Raw genomic sequence first — 22,493 nt, 5'->3', positions numbered from 1 at the left:
CTGCAACTACTCTCTGCTAAGGTCGAAAACCTTATCATCGATGAGTGGGTACTGCAGGAGATAGAACGTTTGTGCACTGGCGTTGATAAGATGCAGGCGTCATACGATAGGCACGCTGGAACCAGCGGCCCAGATGGCTTTGATCGGCAAAACCCACTTGCGCTGCCACATTCACCGGTTCAATGCCCTGCGCCAGTAACATGCGCGCGCTACGTAGGCGAAGGCGCACCAGATAAGCATGCGGTGATTGACCAAATGCCTGCTTAAACTGGCGCGTCAACTTGAAGCGATCAATCCCTGCCAGACGTGACAGCTCATCCAGCCCGACATCCTGCGCCATAAAGTCATGCAGGTAATCGCGCATCAGCTGCATCTGCTGCATCGCTTCGCCCTGCTGCGGGCTGGGCCGGGTATCAAGATGGCGGGAAAGCATCGTCATCAGATGATCAAGGCTCTGATCGCGTGCCAGTCGCCCTTCATTGTGATGCACCGTAAACCAGGCTTGCTGGATGGCGCTGGCCAACAACGCATCATCGGTGAGCGTATGGCGGAACGCCCCTTCTATGTTCGCCACATCACCCAGCCCACGTTGCTGCATCATCTCCGCCACCCAATGCTGAGGCAGATACAGCATCACGTAAGTAAAACCTGCCGCATCCGGTGCGTGACCATCATGAACCGCGCCCGGTTCAATAAGAATGGCGCGACCTGGTGAGCTGGTATGTAGTGAACGATGGCAGTTAAAGCGCTGTAAACCCTGCTGCGTCACACCGACCAATAACTCGTCATGATCGTGCGGATCGTAAGCGTGCCCGCGAAAATGCGCGTTTACGCTTTCGATTCCGGTTTCATCATCACGACGAAAATCGACCCAATCGTTGTTGGCTGGCATGCAGGGATCTCAAGGCTTTAATGGTCGGGAACTATCAGGCATAGCCTAGCAGCCAAAACCATCCATAATCCAGCGGTAACAGCACCAGCACGCTAAAGATAAACACCAGCACGCAGAGTGATAATCCGGCTTTGGCAGGCACGTTACCCAACCCCATCGCCACCACCACAGGCGAAGCCTGATAGGGCAATAAGGGCGTGGCGTAAGCGAAGACCTGCAACATCACCACACTGATCAGTGAAAAGCCGGAAGCGGTTGCCAGTTCTTGTGCCATCGGCGTCACCATCGCTGGCACACCGTTTGCCGTCAGCACAAAGTTGAGTAGAGAGACCAGTGCGTTGAGCACTGCAAAATTACTGAATGAGGGATGGTCCTGCAGAGGCAAAACGCTAAGTAATGCATTGGCGATCAGACGCCCGAGCCCTGAATCCACCACTACCGTTGCCACCCCGAGAATGCCGGCAATATAAATACAGGTACGGAAATTGACGCCACTGGCGAACTCATCTCCAGAGAGAAAACCTATACGGGGCAACAGGCAAATACAGGCGGCAGCCAGCCCGACCCAGGCCGCGGATAACCCATGCAGGCTGTCGGTCATCCACAACAGTAAGGTTACGGCGAGCAGCCCGATAAGCCGCCATTCACTGGCGCTTAGAGGTTTAGAGGGATCGCGATGGTTGACCGGCTGCGGCCTGGCACGAAACAGCAACAGGATACAGCCAATCAGCACTAGCGCCTTACCCAGCCCCACCACCGGCATGTGCAGCAGCCACCACGGCATCCATTGCAAATGGAGTTGCCAGGCGCTCTCGGCGGCCCCGCTCAGCACCAGATTAGGCACATTGGCCGGGAGAATACTGGCCGAGAGCTGGAAAGTACCGAATCCGACGGCCAGCGCCAGCCCGATACTGCCACGGCTGCCGGGCGCAATCCCCGCCCGCTCACCCAGCGCCAGCACCACCGGCATCAGCAGGGCGATACGCCCCATGTTAGAGGGCATCACCAGCGCCAGTAAATAAGTCAGCGCGATGGTGCCCGCCACCATACGCGGCCAACTCTGACTCAGCGGCACCACCAGCCAGTTAGCCCACCGCTGCGCCAGACCGACTTTACGAATCGCGGCACCCAGCACAAAACCGCTCAGTACCAGCCAAAAGGCCGATGAGGCGAAACCGCTAAAAATGGTGCGCGTAGGCGCGATGTTGAGTAGCGTGGCCGCCGCGAAAAACAGCAGCGCCGTTAGATATTCCGGTAAGCGCGCACTGGCCCACAACAAGATGGTGATGCCTACCACTGCTGTGGTAAGCCAGAAATGCAGATCTACGGCCATAGACTGAACTCCCTTTCATTAAACCGTCTCACAAAGCCGCTAAGCATAGTGCAATTCCCTCTGCACAACGCGGTAACAGTTAACAGTTTGTTAAATTACTCAGCCAGTTTATCAACGCTTCGCTACCCGGCTGGCTACGCGACCGCTGCGGCCAGGCGAGGAAGTAGGGTTTGCTCAGTGGCAGGCTAAGTGCATCCACTACCACTAAATCGCCACGCGCCAGTTCAGCGGCGATCAGCCTTTTCTGCCCCAACAGCAAACCTGCACCGCTGACAGCGGCATCAATCGCCAGAGAAGTCAGATTGAAACTGAAGGCAGGTTGCGCTGTAGGCTCTGTGATCCCTTTGGCCTGATACCAGCTGCGCCAGTCAGGCAAAAAACGCCCTTCGTTGCCCCAGTCAAGATGGATCAGTGGCGCATGCGTCAGTATGTCGCCCGCTGGATAGCGTTGGATTAACGACGGGCTTGCCACCGGTACGACCTCATCCAGAAACAGCCGCTGTTTATCGAGTTGCGGATAGCGATCTTCGCCGAAACAGATGACAAAATCCGCGGGTGTGGCATTGAAATCAACCTGCGCGTGGGTGCCGTGCAGGGATAAATCGATATCCGGGCAGAGCGCGCGCCACTGCGCCAAATGGGGTAACAGCCACTTTGAGGCCAGTGCAGGCAGTGAGTAGAGTGTGAGTTTTGGCATCGAGGCAACGTGACGCAAGTTCTGCTGGCCGAGATGCAAAATATCAAAGGCTTCCGTCACATAGCGCAGATACTCTTTGCCGGTGTCGGTGAGCATCACTCCACTCTGCGTGCGCACAAACAGCGCGCTGCCGAGTTGCTCCTCTAATTGGCGGATCTGCTGACTCACGGCTGCGGGCGTCAACGCCAGTTGCGCAGCGGCCTTCGCCAGACTGCCCAATTCTGCCGCCACCTTAAATGACTGAATAACGCTAATTTTAGGTAACCGCGGTGACTGAGCGGGCATTAAGGTTTCCTTAGCAGGTCGTTAAATTTATATCGTTACGCAGTAATTTATCAGCGAGTTACAGTCTAAATACACCTGTCATCATGAGAACCGCTGCTATGTCTGCATTGATCCGTTTCGATTTACACCCGTTAAACAACGCCGACTGGCGACGCGCTTGTCGCGATCAGCTTAACCAACAGGGTGCGCTGGTGTTACGCCAGTTTCTACAACCTGCGGCGCTGCAGGCGATTATTGCTGAGGGTGATGAACAGCGCCACCTGGCCTATCACACCCTCAGTAAGCACAACGTTTACCTGATGAAAACAGATGAGGCTTATAGCAGCGAACATCCCCGCAATCGCGATGTGATCAGCACCAAAGGTTGCATCACTGATGATGTGATCGCCGCCGAATCGCCGCTGCGCCAGTTGTACAACGACGCCTTGTTTAAAGAATTCCTGTGCGATGTGCTGGGTGAAACCGCGCTCTATCCTTACGCCGACCCGCTCTCATCCATCAATTTGCACTACGCGCCCGATGGACAGGAACTCGGCTGGCACTTTGACAACTCATCCTTTGCCATCACCCTGTTGGTGCAGAAACCACGCGCGGGCGGCGTTTTCCAGTATGTGAAGGATTTGCGCGACGCCGATGCCGGAGAGATGAACTTCGACGGCGTCGCTGCCGTGCTGGACCAGCGACAGCCGGTGGATGATCTGGCGATCGAAGCAGGCGATTTGGTGCTGTTCCGGGGGCGTAACTCGTTACACCGCGTCACGCCTACCGAAGGCGACATCACGCGGATGCTGGCGGTGCTGGCCTACAATACGCAACCCGGCATCGCCCTTTCCGAGACCGCCCGCATGACGTTTTACGGACGCTTATGATGTTCAGCTAACAGCGCTTTCCAGCCGCGCACAAAAATTTGCTGGGTGCGAAACGCCACCAGATCGCGCCAGTCGCGGTCTGCGGGCCAAAACCCCTCCACCAACTGTTGTTTGATGGCGATCCCTTCCTCGCTGGCGGGGTCACCTTGCAAATGTAGCCAGTGATCATCGCGCACCCGGCGATGCATCTCTTCACCCGCATAGGTGCCGCACTCCACCACCAGCGGCAAGAGGTGCGTGTGTGGCAACGCATCCAGCAGATACTGAGAAACATAGCCTGTGGCAGTGGCCGTGACGCCGGTCTCACTGTCTTTTCCTGCGCCCGTAAACAGCAGCGTCAGCCATTCGCCATACAGGCTTTTTCCCCATTGATGGGCAGCCACAGCCTGTTCCGCAATCGACAGCAGCATTGGATGGCCCCAGGCACCCGCGCCGGTGTGCAAATCAAAGCTCAGAATGGTTTTCGCCCGCGACAAGTGGCGGGTGATGATGGTTTGCAGGGTGAGATGGGACCAGCTCGGTTGCTTACCGCCATAGAAAAAACCGTCAGCCGAGTGATATTGCCCGGCTTCCACCACCCGCTTCATTGCTAACCACCCAGCACTGTTGAGGGTCTCTTGCAGCAGTTGGTCGGCTTGCACACGATCGCCGTGATAGATGCCGTGCCAGGCGGCATACTCCGGATTTGCCGGTGTCGCCTGGCTGAAATCAATGAAGTTGCGGTTCAGGTCGATATTGTCTTCATTGACGCGACGCAGGTGGGCCGCACCCCACGGGTTTAGCAGATGCAAAAGCACTATCGCGGTGTCATCGGGTAGCGCGGTGAGGTTGAAGCGATTGAGCCAGTCAATCTGACTGTCAGAACCGTAGTAGCCTTCCACTCCGTGGGTGCCAGAGATCACCAACATCAGCTTAGTGGCGTTGGCATCCCCTATCACGGCAACATCGGTGTAAAGCGCTTCACCTTGTGGGCCGGACAGAGGATGTTTGTACGAAGTTAACGCGCCATTTTGACGCTCGACGGCGGCGAGAAAACGGGCGCGTTGTGATGCGTAGTGCGGTAGTGCTGGCATGGATTTTCCTGTGAAGGTTTATCGCTTACGGATACACCTTGAATTTAAAATACTTCTTCGCTAACTGATCGTAAGTGCCATTGGCGTGCAACGCTGCCAGCGCGCTATTAATCTGTTTCAGGTTAGCTTCATCGTCCTTACGTAAGGCAATCCCAACGCCATCACCAAAGATGGTTTTGTCCACCAACGTGGCTTTGATGGTAAAGCCTTTACCTTCGGGGCTGCCTAAGAAGCCCTGCTCGGCTGAAACGGCATTGGCGACGCTGGCATCCAGACGCCCCGCCACCAAATCTGGATAGACTTCCATCTGATTAGGATAGGACACCACATTCACCCCCTGCGAAGCCCATTTGGTTTTGGCATAGGTTTCCTGGATGGTGCCTTGTGCGACGCCAATGGTTTTGCCGCGCAGCGTGGAGATATCTGCGGTGAGCTTGCTGTCTGCGGGAGTCAGTAATGCGCTGGGGGTGTTGTAAAGCATGTCACTGAACGCGACCTGTTCACGACGTTTGTTGGTCATCGACATCGCGGAGAGAATCGCATCAAATTTCTTCGCCTGCAGCGCCGGAATGCTGCCATCAAAGCCAATCTGCACCCACTGACACTTCACTTTGGCCTGAGCACAAATCGCATTACCAATATCGATATCAAATCCCTGCAGTGAACCATCGCTGGCTTTAGATTCAAACGGTGGGAAGGTCGGATCGACACCAAAACGCAGCGTCTGCTCAGCGAAAGAGAGTTGGCTGAACGCGCTGAGTGAGAGCAGTAAGGCGAAGGACAAACTCTTTTTCATGGTTATCTCCAGCAGGCAGGTTAAGGCATAACAGCATGCAGAGTTAATACCATGACGGGCGGATTACCACCACTGAAATAGCGGGTTTATGTAGAGTAAATTCTTATATTCGTTAATAGGTTAGCGGATTTTTATTCCCCGTTAAGATTTACTTAACCCTCCTTGTCATTCTTTTGTCATGATTCGCTCACCCTGATGTCAGAGCGCTTTTCATATCCTGTGCCCGAACCTTTCTTATCTGGAGCACACTGATGAAACTGAAAAAATTAACCCTGGCGGCGGGCATCTTGTTAGCCATGGCAAGCGGCGTAGCGCAGGCTGAAGCGCAACCGGTCAAAAATATCGTGTTAGTTCACGGTGCCTTTGTGGGCGGAGCGGGCTGGCGTCCGGTGTATGACCGCCTGACTCACGACGGCTACAAAGTGACGCTGGTGCAGGAGCCGTTGACCGGTTTTCCTGAAGATGTCACAGCCACCCGCCGTATCATTGATCAGCAGAATGGCCCGGTGATTCTGGTAGGTCACAGCTATGGCGGCGCGATCATCAGCGAAGCGGGTAACGACAACAAGGTGGTGGGTCTGGTTTACATCGCTGCCCATGCACTGGATAACGGCGAAACTGAAGCCAGTAACGGCAAGAAATTCCCGAATAGCGCGCATCCTTTTGCCAAATCAACTGATGGCTACCTGACCATTGCGCCGGAAAATTATCACAGCGATTTCGCTGCAGATTTACCGGCTGCCGAAGCGGATTTCGAAGCGCATGCGCAGATGCCAACCAATGCTGCGGTGTTCACCGCCAACATCCCAGACCCGGCGTGGAAAACCAAGCCTAGCTGGTACATGGTGGCGAAAGCTGACAAAATCATTAACCCCGATCTGGAACGTATGTACGCGAAACGCGCGCACAGCCACACCGTTGAAATTGCCGGTGCCAGTCATTCGGTGTACGAGTCACACCCTGCTGATGTGGCAAAACTGATTGAACAAGCCGCTCAGCAGGCACAGCCTTAATATCCCCTATCCCGCCCGGAGATGCGCATGAAGATTTTGGTGATTGAAGACGAAGCCAAAGCGCGCGATTACATGCGCAAAGGATTGACGGAAGCGGGATTTATCGTGGATGTGGCGGAGAATGGTCAGGATGGTTTGTTCTATGCGCAGGAGCATCATTACGACCTGATTCTTCTCGACGTGATGATGCCCGATATGAGCGGCTGGGACGTCATGACCGCGCTGGACAAGCAAATTCATACCCCGGTGATTTTCCTCACGGCGAAAGGCACCGTGGAAGATCGCATCAAAGGTCTTGAATTGTGTGCAGATGATTATCTGGTGAAACCCTTTTCGTTTGCTGAACTGCTGGCGCGCGTCCGCACACAACTGCGACGCGGCGGCCAGCAGAAATTACCCGATGTGCTGACGCTTGCCGATCTGCAACTCGATATCCTGAAGCGCCGGGTTGAACGCGCGGGTCAGCGTATCGATCTCACCAACAAAGAGTTCAATCTGCTGCATCTGTTCATGCTGCATCCCGGTGAAGTGTTGACCCGCACCGTGATTGCTTCTCGCGTGTGGGACATGAATTTTGACAGTGACACCAACGTGGTGGACGTGGCGGTTAAACGTCTGCGACAGAAGATCGACGGTCCATTTTCTCAACCGCTGATTCACACCGTGCATGGCGTGGGTTATCGCTGCGAAGCAGAATCATGAAACAGCGCTCGCTGGCCACGCGTTTATCGCTGCTGCTCAGTGTCACGGTGATGGTGATCTTCGCCCTGAGTGGCTTTGCACTTTATCACTCTCTGGCGAAGCAGATTGGCGTGCGCGACGACGCGGCATTGCTGACGCGCATCGATCAGATTCGCACCCTGCTGCGAGATGAAGATGCCATAACCCTGATTCAGCAAAAACCGCGCTTGTTTGCCAATATGCTCGGCAATACCGAATCCCTGCTGGTGTTGCGTTTTCCTGGCCAGCCACCTTTGATTGTGGTGAACCCCGGTGCACGCCCGGTGCCTGACATCCTCCCGGTACCGGCCGATCAACCTCTGGGTCTGGCATCCGTTCACCATCAAACCTCCCAGGACGGCACCCCCTTTATTTCCGCGGCGGCGTTAGTCACCACCCGTGATGGCAGCGGGCAAATTGAGGTCATTACCGGCCGTTTAATGAGTGACCGAACCCAAACGCTGAATAGCTATCGAGACCAGATCATCCTGTTTACCGCTCTGGCCGCGATGTTGGTGGCGGGGATCAGTATTTGGCTGGTGCGGCGCGGTCTGTCTCCTCTACGCCGGTTGGCAGCAGAAACCGATGCCATCGATGTCCGACGCTTGTCACACCGTATTCAGTCAGACGATGTGCCAATGGAGCTGCAACCGCTGGTGGCCGCCTTTAATCAAATGCTCACTCGCCTCGAAGGAGGCTATCAGCAACTGAGCCAGGTTTCGGCGGACATGGCGCACGATCTCCGCACACCGATTGGCACCCTGATAGGCCAGACCGAAGTGGCGCTGAGTCAGCCACGCAGCGTGAGTGATTATCAGGCCTTGCTCGGCTCCAATTATGAAGAGCTGGAGCGGCTGGCGAAAATGATCGATAACATGCTGTTTCTGGCGAAAGCTGAAGATGCCAGCCAGGTCATGGACTGGCAAATCATCGACCTGGCGCAGTTGGGGGAAAAATTGCAGGATTACTTTGACGGCATGGCAGAAGAGCACGCCATGCGGTTAGAGATGAGGATGCAGGGTGAGCTGCGCGCCGACCCACAGTTGCTGCAACGCGCACTGGCCAATCTGATCGCCAATGCCCTGCGCTATGGCGAGGGTGGCTCCACCATCAAAGTCGTGAGCACGGAGCAGGGTGAGAGTCTTGAGTTAATAGTAGAGAACCGAGGTGCGCCGCTCAGTGTCGAGCAGCAGTCACGTATTTTTGATCGTTTCTGGCGCGCCGATGCCTCACGACATCAGGGCAGCAGCGGGTTGGGCTTGTCAATTGTACGCAGCATCATGCGTTTGCATCACGGCAGTTGTGCGGTAAGTAGCGAGCACGGGGTGAACAGCTTTAGTTTACGCTTTCCGCGTTAACTATTAGTCAGGTGTTCTAGTGGCGCAATTTACTGCGCCACTACCTTTTCATGCATTTATCAAATAAACGTGAAAATCTCGTCACGCGGCAAACGCGATTTTGGCAGCGCAGCATTGAAATCATCTTCACTGCGATAGCCAAGCGACACCAACACCACGCTAGTGAAACCCTTTTCACGCAGGCCCAGTGCCTGATCCAGCGCGCGCTGATCAAAACCTTCCATCGGTGTGGCATCGATACCTAACATCGCCGCACCCAGTAACAGGCCGCCCAGTGCCAGGTAAACCTGTTTCTCCATCCACTGTGGGATATCACGTTGTTCATAGCGATGCATATCAACATAGCCACGGCGGCTCTTATCCTGCCCGGCTTTACCTTCAGGTTTGGCAAAGCGACCGTCTTGCTCTTCCTGCGCCAGCACATTTTGCAGATGCGCTTCATCCAGATCGGTGCGCATGCAGAGGGCAATCACATGAGACGCGTTGAGCACTTTAGGGCCGTTATAGACAAAGGCACCGGTAGTGGATTGCGCAATCTGCTCACGCCCTTCTGCTGTCGAGGCCACCACAAAGTGCCATGGCTGGGAGTTTACCGAGGACGGGCTGTTACGCAGCACGTTCAACAGCGTGTCGATCTCTTCTTGCGGCAAACTTTTACCGGCTGCAAAGGCTTTTACGGTGTGGCGGCTCGCCACTGCGTCATTAAGAGTCATGTCATTCTCCTGATTTACGTTGTGCAATAAATTACGCCACGGCAGCAGCATCCATAAACCAATTGTGTTTCAAAAGGTTAAAAACCACTGAGTACAATCTTGCCGCGTGCCCGACCACTCTCAATCAAGGCATGTGCTTTGCGCAAATTAGCGGCATTGATTTGACCATGATGTTCGCCAGCGGTGGTTTTCAGGGTCCGATCATCAATCAGCTGGCTGACACGTTGCAAAATATCATGCTGGCGCTGCATATCGGCTGTCTGGAACAACGAGCGGGTAAACATCAGCTCCCAGTGCAGTGAGATGGCTTTGCGCTTCAGCGGCACCACATCCAGCGTGTCAGGATCGTCAATCAACGCCAGCTTGCCCTGCGGTGCCAGCACATCCACCAGCTGCGTGTAATAGCTGTCGGTGTGGGTCAAAGAGGCGACATACCGCACCTGCGGATGGCCAATCGCGGCGAGCTGTTCAGCCAGAGGTTGCTGATGATTCACCACATGATGAGCCCCTAATTCACGCACCCACTGCGCCGTCTCTGGGCGTGATGCCGTACCAATCACGGTAAGGTTGGTGAGCTTGCGCGCCAGCTGTGTCAGGATCGATCCCACACCGCCGCCAGCACCAATAATCAGCAATGCCGCGTTGTCTTCAGCCTCAATCGCTAAGCGATCAAACAGCAGTTCCCACGCAGTGAGTGAAGTGAGCGGTAATGCAGCTGCATCGGCATCATCCAGTGAACGCGGTTTAACGCCAGCGATGCGTTCATCCACCAGACCATATTCCGCATAACTGCCGGCACGGGTGATATCCCCGGCGTAGAACACTTCATCCCCTGGTTGGAACAGAGTGACGTCACTGCCCACCGCCTCCACTACGCCCACGGCGTCCCAGCCCAAAATACGCGGTTTATCGGTGGGCGCGCCGTGACGCACTTTGGTGTCCACCGGATTCACCGCAATAGCACTGATCTTGACCAGCAAATCACGCGCACCGGGCTGTGGTTTGGCAACATCCAGATCGTACAGTGCATTTTCATCGAAAATCGGTAAACCGTTTTGGCTATAGACGATGGCTTTCATCCAGCAGTTCCTCAATTCATCAGCAAGTTAGGTCAGTTGTCTGCAGAATAACGTGGCGATTGCAGTTGAAAAATGCCCACTGTAGAGCAACACTTTCACTCTCAGAGTGAAAATCAGCGATAGTGATGAAATGATCCGACTGGAAGATGTCACCCTCTTTGTCCGTTCCGCCGCGTTAGGCAGTTTTTCCCGCGCTGCGCGCGAGGTGAATTTGCTGCCCGGCCAGGTCAGCGCGGCCATTCTGCGACTGGAACGCGAACTCGATCGCCGCCTGTTTGCGCGATCCACGCGCAGCCTGCGCTTAACCGCGGAAGGCGAGAAGTATTTGCCTTATGCCCAGGAGATGCTGGCACTGATGCAGGCCGGTGCCGACAGTTTGCAGAGCCATGAAGATGCATTAAGTGGCGAGTTAAAAATCGCGCTGCCCTCAGATATCGGTCGACATATTTTACTGCCACTGATCACGGACTTTTGCCGTGAACACCCTGCTCTCTCGGTGCGTTTGTCGCTGTCCGACCAAATCAGCGACGTCTTCCGCGATCCGGTGGATATCGCCATCCGCTATGGCAAGCTGGAAGACAGCAGCTATGTCGCGCTGCCACTGGCCGAAGATAACCGTCGAGTGATGGTGGCCTCTCCCGCTTACCTCGATCTAAATGGGCGTCCTGAAACGCTGGAAGAGCTGGCAAGACACCACTGTCTGCCGTTTGTTATGGGTGGTCACGTCTATGATAAATGGACGTTTCCACAGGAGGGCATGCGTAGGCAGATTACCGTAAAAAGCCGCTTACTGTGCGATGACGCTGAAGTCGCGCGTCGCTGGGCAATTGCTGGCATGGGAATCGCGTATAAATCATGGATTGATGTCTGTGAGGATATCCAGCATGGCCGCCTCGAAATTGTGCTGCCACAACTGCCAGGCGAAAGCACGCCGTTGCATTTAATCTGCCCCCATCGCAAACAGTTTTCCCCCGCGATTCGCGCTTTGCATGCAATATTAAGAACACATCTTCGTGCAATTACCGCTCGGTTGTGATCGCTGATGCAGTGCTAAGCGGCATTGAAGATTTATGCCGCACTGCCGATAGTCGTATCAGGCTTTTTCAAAGCCGTTCAAGCCCCTGTTTGTCGTTTAAAGGAGAGCAAGATGGATGTATCACAAATCGTTTCACTGGCGACCGGCCTGGATAACATGGAGCTCAGCAGCAAGGTGAGCACCTTGGTACTAAAGAAGACGCTGGATAATCAGCAATCGATGGCGGCCGGGATTTTGGATTCAATTCCACAACTGCCTGCCAATCCGGCGATTGGTCGCAATATCAATACCACTGCCTGATTCGTTATGACGTTGCCAGTACAGCGTTGAGGACAACCTCGTTTATACACTCCCTACTCAGGGAGTGATTTAAACGGACGTGATGTGTTTATGTTGTAACCCGCTTGTCAAAGCCCCGCCAGCCCCAGAATCACGTTGACGAAGCCTGCAGCGAGAAGAACACCAGCGGGTATCAGGTAATTTTTATCTTTCTTGATACGAGCAATATAAACCATTGCCATAGATGTGGTGATCATCGGAATGCCGATTTTTATAAATATAGACATAGTATACCTTCTCCCTGGCAATATCTTAATAGCTTATCAATTGTTCACAACAGACTATACAAAATCCCGCGCTATCTTAATAGCCCTTTTCGGTGCGAAATGCTCGTCTTGGTCGTCAATGAATACTGCATTGTGCCAGTAGTCAGCACTTGATACTTATTATATTTAAGACCCCTGTTCCTAGATTGTTCTGGCAGTGATATTTTACATTATAATTTTAATTGACCACCCAAAATCACGTCAGCCTCTTGTAAAGTGACATCCAGACCTGCTGACGGAGTAAACGTCAACTCACCAAAAATAACTTCACCATTTAACAGGTAGAAGTCAGCCCTGACAAATTTGAAGTCGGTAGCCAACTTGAATGCATACTCTTTCATTTTATGAAAACCCTCAGGCATCTCAGGCAGTTGATTGTCATTGATTAATTCAATCGTGTCCTCGAAAGGCAGTGGGTTCCAGTCCATGTCAAAATAATAAAACTTGGGTGTTCCCTTCTCACGGCCGATGCAGACCATCACCGCGTAGGGCTTGCCATTGAAGCAGTAAAATTTATAGTCATCCGGAAAACCACCGGACTCATTCTCGATAAACTTTTCACATAAAATCTTCCTTTCTATCTTCTTGTACTGCGGCTCAACAAAATGTGAGGAGAAATCTTGCTTCAACCATTCATTCAGCTTCTTATTCGTTTTTTCAATATCCAGCGACGACTTGTTATCACAGATGATGTTATAGCCTGCACCATGATTGCATTTCAGGGCAAACTTTTCTGGCAATGCATCATAGTCGATCGCTTGCGGGTTATCGTACACACCGTACAGTTCATTAAGAATTTCACCACAACCTTTAGAGATAATGTACTCTCTGACCTTATACTTATCCGCACACAGGGTGTAGATATCCCCCTTATACTCATTGAACTTAAGCCACTGTATCTTTTCATTGAAATTGGTCGGATTCCTAAGGTTTAACTTCTTCTTAAACTTTATATAATAGTGCGCCTTTGCAGAAAACTCAGGGGAGATATTTGCGCTAAATTTCAGCGCGGACTTTACTGTGTGTTTTATCATTTTCATATAAATTATCTCAGTTTGAAAACATTAAGATGCATGTTGATGATGGTTCTGTTTTTGAAAAAATAATTAAGCAGCGTGCAAGACATTATTTCGACGATCAAAAAGCAATACGCAGCACCATTGATGCCGAATGACTGAATCATCATCCAGGACAAGGGGATGGTTAACACACAACACAAACACATTTTCTTCGCGAGGTAGCTGTAACCCGACTCTTTGATCATGTAGCGATAGCAAATTGTTCCTAAAGAGGAGAACATTGTCCCGACAATGATGATCGGAATAATATCAACGGCCTTCATGAAACGATCGCCATAGAGGAAATGGATAAAATACCCGCCAAACAGATAAAATCCTCCCAGCGCAACCAGCGAGCACAGGATGACAATTCTGTTTATCTTAACCAGCAGTTCCCGCACGGTGATGGGGTTTTTCTCACTGTAAATTTTCGAAAAAAAGCTGGTGATGAGCGCTAATACTATAAATGACCAGGCACCACCTATGGTTAACGCAACGCTATAAACGCCCAAATTAGAATACGAAATTATTTTCGCTAAAAAGATGCTGGATATTTGGGTGTATATGTCTGCAGATATACTCGATAAAATTAATGCTCCTCCTGTATAGAGCATGTGACGATTATACATCCCGGCCCCTCTCGTGCTTTCTTTTATGGGCGTTGTATACTTAAAGTAAACCTGCCGCATGATATAAGGCATTAAAGGGATGATAATGATAGGTATCGTGAAGTAGTAAACGGGCAACTCAAAGTGAGCAATACAGAATCTCACCAGTAACGCAACCGACAGGCCGATAACATTTGTTATGGTGTTTATTTTTGATTTGAGCTGTGTGTTGTTATAGATAGAAAAAAAATCCATCACAATATAGTAAGTGGCAATACAGTTCGCCACACCAAACAAAAATACAATGGGGTCAGTAAAAAAATAGAGATAAATGAGCACTGCACTTGATGACAGCAGAAAGAAAATACGTCGTTGGTTCTGAGTATGCATCGCTAATGCGATGCCAGATTTGGTATTTTCGCTCATGCGTTTGAACAGAATGTTCTGACCGCCAAACCATGACAGTGTTTGTACAAAGATAAAGAGTGAAGTCGAGATGGCGATCTTACCGAAGTTGTCAGGCCCAATATATTTAGCCATGACTGAGTTGATATAAATCAGCCCGATAATGTTCACTGACTTTTCCAGCATGATCCATATTGCGTTTGAGTACATTTCATATCTCGCAGATGCATATACTATGTTAATGTGATGTGCCTTTTTACTTTCCTCATCGCCCCCTTCTCTAAAGAAATGTAAAGTTAACCTATCCATGTTCAAATCACGCGCTTGCTTACACTTCGTTTATAATTTCTTAGCATGCTTATTTTATTTGGTTGACAGTGTGGCGGCATATAAAAAAATAGTGAAGGCTTTTTTTGACTTATCAGAATTATGACGGCGACCATCTTAAATTGAGACCATCTATAACTTTACAATTATCATCACGCCAGCCAATTGAGACTTATTAACAACCTGGATAACGCTAATAAATAAAAGGTTTGAAGTCATACCCTTGGTGAAATTGATAGCTACGCTTTATCCATGGGTGGCACTTCTGCTATCGCGAAGTTTTTATTGCAGAAATATCACTAAACTAATACAACTCCGTGAAAAAATGCGTATATTTCGTGACAAGGATCATATTTCATAATTTTATTCTCGCGCTGTATTTTGTTCTAAGATATTGCCAACTGGAATACGAGAGATTAAGCATGAACCACGAAAAAGAAGCCGACCACATTATCGATCTCTACCGTGCAGGTGCGGACATCTGGGATAACCTGCGCCAGACGCGTTTTATTGAGCAACACTGGCTGGATCGTTTTCTGGCGCTGATTCCGGCCCAGGGTGAGATTCTCGATATCGGCTGCGGCGCAGGCATACCGATTGCGCAGTATTTTCTAAGCCATCAATTTCATGTAACCGGAGTGGATGCAGCAGAACCGATGATTGCCCATTGCCATAAACGATTTCCTCATTCTGCCTGGCATGTAGCCGATATGCGGAGTCTGGCTTTATCGCGCTCATTTAACGGTCTTATCGCCTGGGACAGTTTTTTCCATTTAACGCGCGATCATCAACGCGCGATGTTTCCGCGTTTCGCCCAGCATGCAAAACCGGGCGCGGCGTTGATGTTTACCAGTGGGCACGGCGATGGTGAAGCGATGGGGACCTTCCTGGACCGGCCCCTCTATCATGCCAGTCTCGATCATGCCGAGTTTCGCCAGTTGCTGACGGATAACGGCTTTAGGGTCGTTCAACAGGTGACAGAAGATGCCAGTTGCGGTGGACGGACGGTGTGGCTGGCGCAGTATAGGAGTGGCTGAATTTCGGGCGGCCTGACGGCCGCACCCTACGAACACACTCAGGCTAAGTCATCTTACAGGGTAAATTCTACATGATCGCCGCCGGGCATATTGACCCCAATGGTAAGCTGGCCCCCTAACGCTTCGACGTAACGTTTGAGTGTCGCTATTTTCAGATCTTCACCCCGCCCTTCAATCGCGGCGACTGAAGGCTGGGCAATACCCATTGCTTCTGCCTGCTGTTTTTGCGTTTTATCCAGCGCTTCACGAAGTTTGTACAACTGAGAATCGAGTCGCATAGCGGTAACTTTAGCATTTACCTGTACGAGCTCTTCAGGCGTCAAATCAGCCATCAGATCATCTAACGTTTTCATTTTTAGCCCTTACCAGTTGTGACAAGTGTTTTTGATATTCCTTTTCAGCGGTGCTTATCATGGTCTTATAGAATCTTTTTTCATCTTTACCCTCTTTGTTGCCCGCACAAAGCACAATTGCTCTTCGCCGTGGGTCAAAGATGAAGAATCCTCTAATGGGTCTGCCATTGCTTTGTATCCTAAGCTCTTTCATGTTGGAAATATTTGAGCCATAAACCGTATCAACATGAGGACGACCCAGATGAGGCCCATCCTGCTTCAATAAATTTAGCGCAGCAAGAATATCAAGTTGCATTGCTCTGTCTTGATCTTCAAACCATATAGAAAAGTAATCCGTTGCCTTAACAGTCCACACAATACATCCTTATAGATTATAGTCTATAAATAAAGGATATACATTACAGTCTATATCGAAGATTTCATCTATTCAGGCCCATACCTTATCGTTACTGGAATCCAGTTCAAATCAGGAAGGTTGAAATGATGCAAAGCTTTGGTGGAATGTGACTCGAATTGCATATTTATCGGTGATTTTGAATTCTCCGCCTCTAAACCTTACCCGGCGCAAACACCTCCAGTGCCCGTGCTATCAAGCGGTAGTGTGCAGGCGTGCGGCCAATGATCTCACCATCGGCATTGATATCATGCGGACGGCGGGTGTTGAGGATAAATTCGGTGCCGCTTAAGGTACGCACATTGCCCCACCGGCCATGGGTGCCGCGTCTTAACGAAGGGAACAGTGCCAGCATCTGCCACCAGTGGCGCACTTCAAGGCTGTAGGCATCCAGCCGACCATCATCCGGTGCCGCATCCTTCTCAATCGTCATACCACCGCCGTAGAAGCGACCATTGCCCACCGAAAACTGCACGGTTTTGATCGCCTGTTGCTGGCCGTCAAACTGCAGCGTGGCACTGAACGGGCGACTCTGACGCAGTAAGCGTAAGGCGGCCAGTGCATAGCCGACGGTGCCCCACTTCTTCTTGGCTGCGGATGTCAGATTACGTGCCAGGCTGGCGGAAAAGCCCACGCTGGAGACGTTTAAAAACAGGTGGCCGTTGACTTCACCAAGATCGATGCGACGCGTCTGCGCCGCCACGATAATATCAATCGCGGCGTCCAACTGTGGGGGAATCCCCAGCGTGCGGGCAAAGTCATTGGCGGTGCCCAAGGGAAGGATGCCAAGCGGCAAATCACACTGCAACAAACCCTGCGCAGCGGCATTCAGGGTGCCATCACCGCCGCCGACGATGACCATATCCACCTCATGCTGATGCGCGATGATCAACTCACTGTAACTGCGTTGATCATCGTCATGCGGCGTAATTAAACTGAAATCCGCCGATTGCAATTTTAACTGCGCGTGTTGCGCCCACTGTTCACCACGACGCGCACGGCGATTGACCAGCAGCAGCGCACGCCGTTGCCCAGGTTGAGCACCCTGCATTGTCATTTTCTTCGCTTCCTTATTTATCCAGTCATATCCAGCGAAAGTAAACACAGCGCGCCAGACTGACAATCTTCCTTAGATATCTTTACATCCAAATTCAGATTCATCTATATCACTAAGTTATTAAGAACGTCTTAAGATATTTGTGCTTCACTTATTAATTGGCGAACACCAGATTTGACGCATTGCGTTATCACAATACTCTCGATGAGGAAGGGTGAATTATGCTGATAAAACTGAAGCGAACCAGAACCCATATTGAAGATCGGAACCTTGCGCTCTGCCTGGCGACCTCAGCAGGCTTGCTGAACGCAATGGCCCTGGCGGCATTTGGTTTCTTTCCTTCACATATGTCTGGGAATATCTCGCAAATATCCAGTGATTTGAACGATATGGATATCCGAAACCTGAAAATATTTATCGCGATGATTGGGGCATTTGTTAGCGGTGCGGTGGTCGCACGCATCTCGGTGGTACTGGGTGTGATTAATGGCCTGCGCACCATATTCAGCTGTATTCTGCTGGCCGAAGGATTGCTGTTAATCCTGACGTCGTTATTTGAGATCTATTATTTCTCATCGAATAATAACGTTGAAATATTGTTGTTGCTCGCCTTCTTAATGGGTGTCCACAACTCCACCTCGACACAGCTCTCCAATGGACGTGTGCGCTCCACGCATATTACCGGCACCCTCACCGATGCCGGTATCTCAATGGGTTCGGTGTTTATTGCGTTATTACGCCGCGATCCATCAAAAAATGTTCGAGCCTTTAAGCAGCAACTCAATACCCATCTGGTGACGATTTTCTCCTTCCTCACCGGCGGGATTGTCGGGCTGTTGATCTTCAACGCATTGGGTTTCGGCTCGCTGATGGGCCCTGGGCTGATTTTGGTGGTGATCGCCTCACTGTCGATTATTTTTACCCTGTTTAAAGTTAAAAACCGTCGACACGTGAAAGCCGTTGCCAGCTAGATGAAAAATGTTCCATAGCCAATCTCATTCTCAAGCGATATAACGGGGAAAAGGACAACCCCCATCGCAGAGGACAATATGGCGCTTTCACACGAACTGATATTGATTTACACCACTTATTTTGTGGCCACGGCCAGCCCAGGCCCAAGCAATATGGCGATTATGGGTACGGCAATGAAAAAAGGGCGCGGTGCCGCTCTGGCGCTGGCCAGCGGGGTGATTGGCGGTTCGATGATGTGGGCGCTGTTAGCTGCCTGTGGCGTATTAACGGTGCTGGCGACCTTTGCACAGCTGTTGATCGTACTGAAAATCGGTGGGGGGTTGTATCTGTTATGGCTGGCGTTTAAAGCCGGCAAATCTGCCCTGCGCCGTCCTGATGCCACGGAGATTATGGCCAGCGGCGAAAAAACCGCGTTTGGTAAATTATTCCGCCAGGGCATCCTGATGCATGTGGGCAATCCTAAAGCCATTCTCACCTGGGTGGCGATCATGTCTGTGGCATTAAAACCCGATGCCGCGGCATCAACCTTGCCGATGATCATCGCGGGATGTGCAGGCATTTGCGTGCTGGTGTTCTGCGGCTATGCCGTATTGTTTTCAACCAGCGTGATGGCGGCATTTTATCGCCGTATTCGTCGCGGCCTGGATGCTTTGCTGGCGTGCTGCTTTGCGGTGGCGGGTTTAAAGCTGGTGTTGAGTCGCAGTTAACGCGAAAGGGTGTGAGCACCGCCCACACCCTTTACAGCATCACGAATTGTTAGGCGTGGAGGCCGGAGCTTCACTGAAGGCCGGTTTCTGGCGCGTCACAGAATACACCACGTTCTTCGGTCCCTTGTCGTCAGTAGTGATGTCCACTGACGCAATGGTCACTTTGCCAAAACCAAACAGCGTCTGCACGTAGCCACCCACCTGGTGTTTACCTGCAGCGACGTGAATTTCTTTATTTTCGCCCTTCTGCAACAAACCTGCATCCTGGCCATCTACCGTGACATACACAGAAGAGCCGTCGTCAGTGCGTGTCACCAGATGCGATACGTTGATCACGGTAGGTCCGCTATCAAACTGGGAAGGAATGTTGTCATTCTCGATAGGTGCGGCAGCGGGCGCTTCAGCCTGTGCCGTAGCGCTGCTGTCTGAGGTGTGACGAGCACAACCGGTAAGCAGTATTGCAGCCGCCAATGCGGCTAATGTGAAACGAGAAACCATCGCGACAAAAAATCCTCTACTGAATGAGAAGCGTTTATTTTAGCGTGCCTCATGCAGTGATGACAGTCACATAAATCCAGTATTTTCCGAAATCCTGTTAGTAACAGGGGTAACCGGCATCAACCCGCACGGAAAGCGAAAGCGTGGACGCGCTTGAATAACATGGGGCGCACCAACATGCGCCCCAACTTTCTTTACCAGCTGTAGCTGACAGAAGCCACTATCGAACGACCACTGCCATAGAAACAGGCACTAGTGTTGCTGCACGATGCCACGTAATGCTTATCCGCCACATTATTGACGTTGAGCTGCAGGGTGGTGCCTCGCAGTGAATTCGCCGCTTCACCCAACTCATACTTCGCCATCACGTCATACAAAGTGTAATGAGGCACTTTGTCCTGACCCACTGAATCAGCCCATGCGGTGCCGGTGTAACGTACACCGCTGCCCAGCGTCAGGCCGTTAAGCGCGCCGTCGAGGAAGCTATAGCTTCCCCACGCCGAAGCGGCATGGCGGGGAATACTGGCTGGCGTTTTACCCACCTGCGCAGCGGTATTGCTCTCTTTGGTTTCGGCATCCGTAAAGGTATAGGCGGCCATCACCTTGATTTCTGGCGTGATCTGCGCGTGCGCCTCGGTTTCGATACCCTGCGACTTCACCTTACCGATCTGCTCGTTATAGCCCAACTCGCTGTTGTAAGAGGTGATGTTTTTCTGGGTGATATCGAACGCAGAGACGGTAAACACCGCATCCCAGCCCACAGGCTGATACTTAACACCAATCTCCGTCTGTTCACCGGTGGTCGGTGCAAAAGGATCGCTGCCCGGCGCACCAGTGCTCAGGTTGGGTTCGAACGAAGTGCTGTAGCTGATGTACGGCGACAGGCCATTATCGAAGGCGTAGAGCAAGCCCGCGCGGCCGGTAAACTTGCTGTCGTTCTGTTGCGTGTTGGTGTTCTCAATACGGTCCTGAGTTCGCACTTCCGCCCAGTCCTGGCGCCCTGACAGCAGCAGGTTCCAGTTATCCCATTCCAACTGATCCTGTAAATAAACGCCGACTTGATCGAGCTTCTTGCGCGTGCTGGTATTCAACGCCAGATCGCTCTCGTTAATCGTCACGCTGGTGGGATTGGCCCAGTCGAGGATGTATTGATCGCCGCTGTCACGCCACAGTTTGTTATCCACATCGCTCCATTTGTAATCCAGCCCGCCTAACACCGTGTGCGCAATGCTGCCGGTATCAAAGGTGGCTTTGACCTGGTTATCGATGCCCAATTCCTTGGACTTGATCTTGTCATGCTGCGGACGACGGTTGATCTGGTGATCGCTGCCATCCACGTCCCAGGTGTAGACCAGATATTTGTACGACTCGTCCATGTTGCTGTAACGCAGGTTCTGCGTGAAGCTGATGTTATCGTTGAAGTTATGTTCGAAAATATAGCCGACTGACGTCTGCTCACGCTTCGCTTCATTAAAGCTCGGATCGCTCACGTTAAAGTCGTAAGGGATGTATCCCGCGCTGGTGTTGAACAGCGTACCGTTGGCTGGCAGGAAGTTACGATAGCCCGCTTTTGGCTCATTCTGGTACATGGTTAACAACGTGAAGCTGGTGTCAGCGTTCGGCAACCACGTCAACGCTGGCGCAATCGCCATACGCTGCTGCTTGTTGTCTTTCACGAATTCATGTTTGGTGCTGGCGATACCATTGAGTCGATAAAACAGCGTGTTGTCATCATTCAGCTTGCCACCAAAATCAAACGCCGCCTCACCCAAATGCTGATTCCCGGTGCTGAGTTGCACTTTGTGGATGCTCTGCGCGGTAGGACGTTTGCTGGTCATGGCGATTACACCGCCGGGGTTGACCTGGCCATACAGCACGGAAGCCGGGCCATGGATCATCTCCACACGTTCCAGTAACCAGGGATCGATCTGCCCTGCGGCACCCTGTTGCCCAGACAGCCCGTAGCTTAAGCCATCGAGGAATTTGGGTGCATAGCGGAAACCGCGCGCGATGATCTCATCGTTACGGTTGGAATTACCGCGATAGTTGGTCAGCACACCGCTGGTGTAGCTCAATGCATCCGCCACTGAAGCAGCGGCCTGGTCGTCCATTTGCTCACGGGTAATCACCGAGATCGATTGCGGCGTTTTACGCAGTGGCGTGGAGGTTTTCGTCCCTGCACTGCTCTCCTTCGCCACATAACCCTGCATGGGAGAGGTGACGCTCTCACGTGCTTCTGCATTAACGGTCATCGTCTCTTCTGCCGCCAGACTGTTAAAAGCAGGCGCCACTAACAGAATTGAGGCCAGTGATAAGTGAAGCCGCGAAAGTCTAAACGGAAGTGCCACAGGAGGTATTGCTGATTTTCTTGCTTTTACGGACATAGTTGCCATCTCTATTTCAAACTACCTTGTCGATGAAATAATTCGTCCAGCCAGGCTTGTGCACGCGAACATGCTGTAACGAATTGAAATATTACTGTCATAAGAAAATATCGGCCCTAAATCCCCCCGTGACGCACTTCACAAAATAACTTACTGAAATCCAGGAGGTTTATTGACCGCGAAAAATCATATTGCAAATGTAAATCGTTATCAATAGCATTTGC

At 51.7% G+C, this 22,493-nt stretch carries 24 protein-coding genes; 9 read left to right on the top strand and 15 right to left on the bottom strand.

From position 1 onward, the window contains the following. Positions 1 to 34: 34 nt before the first annotated feature. The 3 genes from QMZ30_RS02480 to QMZ30_RS02470 form a co-directional block, all read right to left on the bottom strand. Entirely contained in the window at positions 35 to 892 is an 858-nt protein-coding gene (locus QMZ30_RS02480; protein WP_283226248.1) for an AraC family transcriptional regulator, read from the bottom strand. A 34-nt stretch (positions 893 to 926) separates the two neighbouring features. Next, the gene (locus tag QMZ30_RS02475) at positions 927 to 2,225 is read right to left on the bottom strand and encodes an SLC13 family permease (protein WP_283226247.1); all 1,299 of its coding nucleotides are present in this window, start codon (positions 2,223 to 2,225) and stop codon (positions 927 to 929) included. 79 nt (positions 2,226 to 2,304) lie between these two features. Then, the gene (locus tag QMZ30_RS02470; protein ID WP_283226246.1) at positions 2,305 to 3,207 is read right to left on the bottom strand and encodes a LysR substrate-binding domain-containing protein; all 903 of its coding nucleotides are present in this window, start codon (positions 3,205 to 3,207) and stop codon (positions 2,305 to 2,307) included. Positions 3,208 to 3,305: 98 nt separating this feature from the next. Between QMZ30_RS02470 and QMZ30_RS02465 the strand changes: the two genes are divergently transcribed. Further along, complete coding sequence (locus tag QMZ30_RS02465; protein WP_283226245.1) at positions 3,306 to 4,076, top strand: HalD/BesD family halogenase; 771 nt, start codon at positions 3,306 to 3,308, stop codon at positions 4,074 to 4,076. Here the strand turns inward: QMZ30_RS02465 and QMZ30_RS02460 are convergent. Both QMZ30_RS02460 and QMZ30_RS02455 read right to left on the bottom strand, forming a co-directional pair. Further along, on the bottom strand, positions 4,061 to 5,149 hold the full coding sequence (locus QMZ30_RS02460) for a DUF2817 domain-containing protein (protein WP_283226244.1): 1,089 nt from the start codon (positions 5,147 to 5,149) through the stop codon (positions 4,061 to 4,063). The genes QMZ30_RS02465 and QMZ30_RS02460 overlap by 16 nt on opposite strands. 25 nt (positions 5,150 to 5,174) lie before the next feature. After that, positions 5,175 to 5,945 (bottom strand): transporter substrate-binding domain-containing protein, encoded by a 771-nt coding sequence (locus QMZ30_RS02455; RefSeq protein ID WP_283226243.1) that lies wholly within the window; start codon positions 5,943 to 5,945, stop codon positions 5,175 to 5,177. Positions 5,946 to 6,196: 251 nt separating this feature from the next. Between QMZ30_RS02455 and QMZ30_RS02450 the strand changes: the two genes are divergently transcribed. Genes QMZ30_RS02450 through QMZ30_RS02440 form a run of 3 tightly spaced genes read left to right on the top strand, consistent with a single transcriptional unit; the run spans position 6,197 to position 9,036 of the window. After that, positions 6,197 to 6,958 carry an alpha/beta hydrolase gene (locus QMZ30_RS02450; RefSeq protein WP_283226242.1) on the top strand — a complete coding sequence of 254 codons (762 nt, stop codon included), beginning with the start codon at positions 6,197 to 6,199 and terminating at the stop codon, positions 6,956 to 6,958. Positions 6,959 to 6,985: 27 nt separating this feature from the next. After that, positions 6,986 to 7,660, top strand: coding sequence for a heavy metal response regulator transcription factor (locus QMZ30_RS02445; protein WP_283226241.1), 675 nt, complete (start codon positions 6,986 to 6,988; stop codon positions 7,658 to 7,660). Beyond that, a complete protein-coding gene (locus QMZ30_RS02440) occupies positions 7,657 to 9,036 on the top strand; it encodes a heavy metal sensor histidine kinase (protein WP_283226240.1) in 1,380 nt (459 codons plus the stop codon). Before QMZ30_RS02445 ends, QMZ30_RS02440 begins: the two co-directional genes overlap by 4 nt. Before the next feature lie 59 nt (positions 9,037 to 9,095). Here the strand turns inward: QMZ30_RS02440 and nfsB are convergent, their stop codons facing one another. Next, positions 9,096 to 9,749 (bottom strand): oxygen-insensitive NAD(P)H nitroreductase, encoded by a 654-nt coding sequence (gene nfsB, locus QMZ30_RS02435; RefSeq protein ID WP_039331112.1) that lies wholly within the window; start codon positions 9,747 to 9,749, stop codon positions 9,096 to 9,098. 77 nt (positions 9,750 to 9,826) lie between these two features. Next, on the bottom strand, positions 9,827 to 10,828 hold the full coding sequence (locus QMZ30_RS02430; RefSeq protein ID WP_283226239.1) for a zinc-binding alcohol dehydrogenase family protein: 1,002 nt from the start codon (positions 10,826 to 10,828) through the stop codon (positions 9,827 to 9,829). 130 nt (positions 10,829 to 10,958) lie between these two features. On the opposite strand from QMZ30_RS02430, the gene QMZ30_RS02425 reads away from it, so the two are divergent. Both QMZ30_RS02425 and QMZ30_RS02420 read left to right on the top strand, forming a co-directional pair. Then, positions 10,959 to 11,864, top strand: coding sequence for a LysR family transcriptional regulator (locus QMZ30_RS02425; protein WP_283226238.1), 906 nt, complete (start codon positions 10,959 to 10,961; stop codon positions 11,862 to 11,864). A 111-nt stretch (positions 11,865 to 11,975) separates the two neighbouring features. Next, the gene (locus tag QMZ30_RS02420) at positions 11,976 to 12,164 is read left to right on the top strand and encodes a YjfB family protein (protein WP_039331118.1); all 189 of its coding nucleotides are present in this window, start codon (positions 11,976 to 11,978) and stop codon (positions 12,162 to 12,164) included. A gap of 107 nt (positions 12,165 to 12,271) precedes the next feature. On the opposite strand, the gene QMZ30_RS02415 is transcribed toward QMZ30_RS02420, so the two are convergent. The 3 genes from QMZ30_RS02415 to QMZ30_RS02405 all read right to left on the bottom strand — a co-directional run bounded on the left by QMZ30_RS02415 (position 12,272) and on the right by QMZ30_RS02405 (position 14,849). Continuing rightward, positions 12,272 to 12,430: a hypothetical protein gene (locus QMZ30_RS02415; RefSeq protein ID WP_283226237.1), complete on the bottom strand. Its 159-nt coding sequence runs from the start codon at positions 12,428 to 12,430 to the stop codon at positions 12,272 to 12,274. Between the two features lie 209 nt (positions 12,431 to 12,639). Then, positions 12,640 to 13,509, bottom strand: a complete 870-nt coding sequence (locus QMZ30_RS02410) for an ATP-grasp fold amidoligase family protein (RefSeq protein WP_283226236.1) — start codon at positions 13,507 to 13,509, stop codon at positions 12,640 to 12,642. A gap of 5 nt (positions 13,510 to 13,514) precedes the next feature. Further along, positions 13,515 to 14,849, bottom strand: coding sequence for an oligosaccharide flippase family protein (locus QMZ30_RS02405; protein WP_283226235.1), 1,335 nt, complete (start codon positions 14,847 to 14,849; stop codon positions 13,515 to 13,517). 440 nt (positions 14,850 to 15,289) lie between these two features. On the opposite strand from QMZ30_RS02405, the gene QMZ30_RS02400 reads away from it, so the two are divergent. Continuing rightward, entirely contained in the window at positions 15,290 to 15,904 is a 615-nt protein-coding gene (locus QMZ30_RS02400; RefSeq protein WP_283226234.1) for a class I SAM-dependent DNA methyltransferase, read from the top strand. A gap of 53 nt (positions 15,905 to 15,957) precedes the next feature. On the opposite strand, the gene QMZ30_RS02395 is transcribed toward QMZ30_RS02400, so the two are convergent. The 3 genes from QMZ30_RS02395 to QMZ30_RS02385 all read right to left on the bottom strand — a co-directional run bounded on the left by QMZ30_RS02395 (position 15,958) and on the right by QMZ30_RS02385 (position 17,708). Further along, positions 15,958 to 16,257 carry an XRE family transcriptional regulator gene (locus QMZ30_RS02395; protein WP_283226233.1) on the bottom strand — a complete coding sequence of 100 codons (300 nt, stop codon included), beginning with the start codon at positions 16,255 to 16,257 and terminating at the stop codon, positions 15,958 to 15,960. Then, on the bottom strand, positions 16,241 to 16,612 hold the full coding sequence (locus QMZ30_RS02390; protein WP_283226232.1) for a type II toxin-antitoxin system RelE/ParE family toxin: 372 nt from the start codon (positions 16,610 to 16,612) through the stop codon (positions 16,241 to 16,243). Before QMZ30_RS02390 ends, QMZ30_RS02395 begins: the two co-directional genes overlap by 17 nt. 193 nt (positions 16,613 to 16,805) lie before the next feature. Next, positions 16,806 to 17,708, bottom strand: coding sequence for a lipid kinase (locus QMZ30_RS02385; protein ID WP_283226231.1), 903 nt, complete (start codon positions 17,706 to 17,708; stop codon positions 16,806 to 16,808). Positions 17,709 to 17,929: 221 nt separating this feature from the next. Between QMZ30_RS02385 and QMZ30_RS02380 the strand changes: the two genes are divergently transcribed. Both QMZ30_RS02380 and QMZ30_RS02375 read left to right on the top strand, forming a co-directional pair. After that, the gene (locus QMZ30_RS02380; protein ID WP_283226230.1) at positions 17,930 to 18,679 is read left to right on the top strand and encodes a YoaK family protein; all 750 of its coding nucleotides are present in this window, start codon (positions 17,930 to 17,932) and stop codon (positions 18,677 to 18,679) included. A 78-nt stretch (positions 18,680 to 18,757) separates the two neighbouring features. Further along, positions 18,758 to 19,387: a LysE family translocator gene (locus QMZ30_RS02375; RefSeq protein ID WP_283226229.1), complete on the top strand. Its 630-nt coding sequence runs from the start codon at positions 18,758 to 18,760 to the stop codon at positions 19,385 to 19,387. 39 nt (positions 19,388 to 19,426) lie between these two features. On the opposite strand, the gene QMZ30_RS02370 is transcribed toward QMZ30_RS02375, so the two are convergent. Then, on the bottom strand, positions 19,427 to 19,885 hold the full coding sequence (locus QMZ30_RS02370; protein ID WP_283226228.1) for a hypothetical protein: 459 nt from the start codon (positions 19,883 to 19,885) through the stop codon (positions 19,427 to 19,429). A 194-nt stretch (positions 19,886 to 20,079) separates the two neighbouring features. Continuing rightward, positions 20,080 to 22,269, bottom strand: a complete 2,190-nt coding sequence (locus QMZ30_RS02365) for a TonB-dependent siderophore receptor (RefSeq protein WP_502921462.1) — start codon at positions 22,267 to 22,269, stop codon at positions 20,080 to 20,082. Between the last annotated feature and the right edge of the window lie 224 nt (positions 22,270 to 22,493).

It is taken from the genome of Pantoea sp. EA-12, assembly GCF_030053355.1.
Lineage (GTDB): Bacteria > Pseudomonadota > Gammaproteobacteria > Enterobacterales > Enterobacteriaceae > Pantoea > Pantoea vagans_C.
The sequence above is the reverse complement of the archived record's forward strand: the minus strand, read 5'-3'. Positions and strand labels throughout refer to the sequence as shown.